This is a genomic window from Accumulibacter sp., from assembly GCF_032229525.1.
Lineage (GTDB): Bacteria > Pseudomonadota > Gammaproteobacteria > Burkholderiales > Rhodocyclaceae > Accumulibacter.
The window spans coordinates 1-2815 of sequence record NZ_JAVTWB010000069.1; the positions used below are offsets into that span (position 1 = coordinate 1).

Genomic DNA, 2815 nt, shown 5'->3' on the forward strand with positions numbered 1-2815 from the left:
GAACTGTTTGCTGAGGTGGTCACTCATGAGTCTGGGCTCGCCTTCGCAAGACAATAATTGACGGCAGCCTACGCCGCCAATGTTTCGGGGAGATGACGTAGCCTGCCGCATCTTGCCGCGTCTGCCAATGCCGAGGATGGTTATAATCGCACCTCCAGCGCCCCCTGCGTCACGCACCGACAACTCAATTCTGGATCGGCCTCTGTGAACTCGAGCCTGCTGCTCGCGGCAATCCCTGCTACCGCCTTCGGTGCCTTCTTGCTGCCGCTGCTGCTGCAGCGCTTCGGACGTGGCGCCTCGGCGCTGGCTGCCGCAGCGGTCATCGCCACCTGTCTGGGCCTGGTGCTGCAGTTGGCGCCGGCCACTTTCGCCGGCCACACCGAACTCGCACACCTGCCGTGGCTGCCCGCCTATGGACTGGACCTCAGCCTGCGCCTGGACGGCCTCGGCCTGCTTTTCTGCCTGCTGATCTGTGGCATCGGTTTGCTGGTGGTGCTGTACGCCTTCTACTATCTGCCGGACAGCGATCGCCTGGGCCGCTTCTATTCGATCCTGCTGCTGTTCATGGCGGCGATGCTGGGCATCGTGCTCTCCGAGAACGTGGTGCTGCTACTCGTCTTCTGGGAAATCACCAGCCTCTCCTCGTTTCTGCTGGTCGCCTACAACCACGAGAAATACGAGTCTCGAATCGGCGCCCGCATGGCCCTCGCGGTCACCGGCGGCGGTGGTCTGGCACTGCTCGCCGGCATCCTGCTGCTCGGTCATATCGCCGGCAGTTACGAGCTTTCGGTAATCCTCGCTGCGGGCGAGCAGATACGGGCACACCCGCTCTACGCGCCAACGCTGATCCTGATCCTGCTCGGCGCGTTCACCAAGTCGGCACAGTTTCCCTTCCACTTCTGGCTACCCAACGCCATGTCGGCGCCGACGCCGGTATCGGCTTACCTGCATTCGGCGACCATGGTCAAGGCCGGAGTCTTCCTGCTCGCTCGCCTGCACCCGGCGCTCGGCGGCACCGACCTGTGGTTCTGGCTGGTTAGCGGCACCGGCGCGGTGACCCTGGTGTACTCCGCGGCGACGGCGCTATTCAGACACGACATCAAGGGGCTGCTCGCTTACTCGACGATCAGCCATCTGGGACTGATCACCCTGCTATTCGGTCTCGACACTCCGTTATCGATCGTCGCCGGCGTTTTTCATATCATCAACCACGCGATCTTCAAGGCCTCGCTGTTCATGGCCGCCGGGGTCATCGACCACGAGTGCGGCACGCGCGACATGCGCCGGGTCAACGGCATGTTCAAACGGATGCCGATCACCGCCAGCCTGGCGATCATTGCTGCCAGCTCGATGGCCGGCGTACCGCTGCTCAACGGCTTCCTGAGCAAGGAGATGTTCTTCGCCGAAACGGTCGCTCACCCGCAATTCGAAGCCGTCGCCTGGCTGCTGCCGCTGATCGCGACGATCGCCGGCATGCTCGCCGTCGCTTACTCGTTGCGCTTCGTTCACGACGTGTTCTTCAACGGCGAGCCGATCGACCTGCCGCGCCAGCCGCACGAGCCGCCGCGCTGGATGCGCGCGCCGATCGAACTCCTGGTACTGCTTTGCCTGCTGGTCGGCGTGTTCCCGGGATGGACCGTCGCGCCGCTGCTCGACGTCGCCGCGCAGGCCACGTTGCAGGGACCACTTCCGACCTTCGAACTGGCGCTGTGGCATGGTTTCAACCGGCCCTTGATGATGAGCCTGCTGGCGCTGGCCGGCGGCGTTCTCATTTACGCACTGCGCGGTCCGCTGTTCGCCTGGCAAGAGCAACTGCCACCGCTGCGCCCGCGCACGGCCTTCGAGCGCGTCTACCGCTTGCTTGCCGCCAGCGCACGACGACTCGTGGCTGCGCTCGATAACGGCTCGCTGCAGCGCTACAACGCCCTCTTGTTCGCCTTCATCCTGGTCCTCGGGGGCTGGGCGTTTTTCTCCGGACCGGCGGCCACCGTCCGGCTACCCGCCCAGCCTGCCGGCGAAGCCGCCTACCTCGCCCTGTTCGCCCTCCTCCTGGGCAGTATCGGCGCCACGCTGCTGTACCGGCAACGGTTGCTGGCGGTGATTCTGGTCGGCATCGTCGGCCTGGTGGTGGCGCTGATCTTCGTTCGCCTGTCGGCGCCCGACCTGGCGCTCACCCAACTTGCCGTCGAAACCGGAACGATCATCCTGATGCTGCTGGTGCTCTACTACCTGCCGGCACGCACGGCACCGCCAAGCAGCGCCAGTCGACTGGCACGCGACGTGCTGCTGGCAAGCCTCGCTGGCGGCGGCCTGATGCTGGTCACCTTGCAGATGCTCGCCGCGCCGTTCGAGACGATCTCGGGCTTTTATCTGCAGCAAGCGGTTCCCGGTGGTGGCGGCACCAACGTCGTCAATGTAATCCTGGTCGACTTTCGCGGTTTCGACACCCTCGGTGAAATCACCGTGCTGGCGATGGTCGCACTGGCTTCGCACGCCGTCCTTGACCGGCTGATCCTGATCGCACCGAGACGCGATAGCGATGGCCGACCGTGGGCAAGCGAAGCCCATCCGCTGTTTCTCTCGATGTTGATGCGCCCCTTGCTGCCCCTGGCCCTGACCGTGTCGGTGTACATCTTCCTGCGTGGGCATAATGTGCCAGGAGGAGGCTTCGTTGCCGGCCTGATCACCAGCGTCGCACTGGTGGTGCAATATCTGGCCAACGGCAACGCCTTCGCGCAGCGACGCTTGCCACGAAACGCTGCCGGACTACTGGCGCTGGGACTGCTGCTGGCAACCGGCGTCGGGATGGTCAGCT

Annotated in this window: 1 protein-coding gene; it reads left to right on the forward strand. The window is 64.5% G+C overall.

Annotation, left to right across the window (positions count from 1 at the left end; all coding sequences use genetic code 11):
* Positions 1-216 precede the first annotated feature (216 nt).
* A partial coding sequence (locus tag RUW20_RS04475) for a monovalent cation/H+ antiporter subunit A (RefSeq protein ID WP_409559302.1) occupies positions 217-2815 on the forward strand: 2599 nt, incomplete at its 3' end.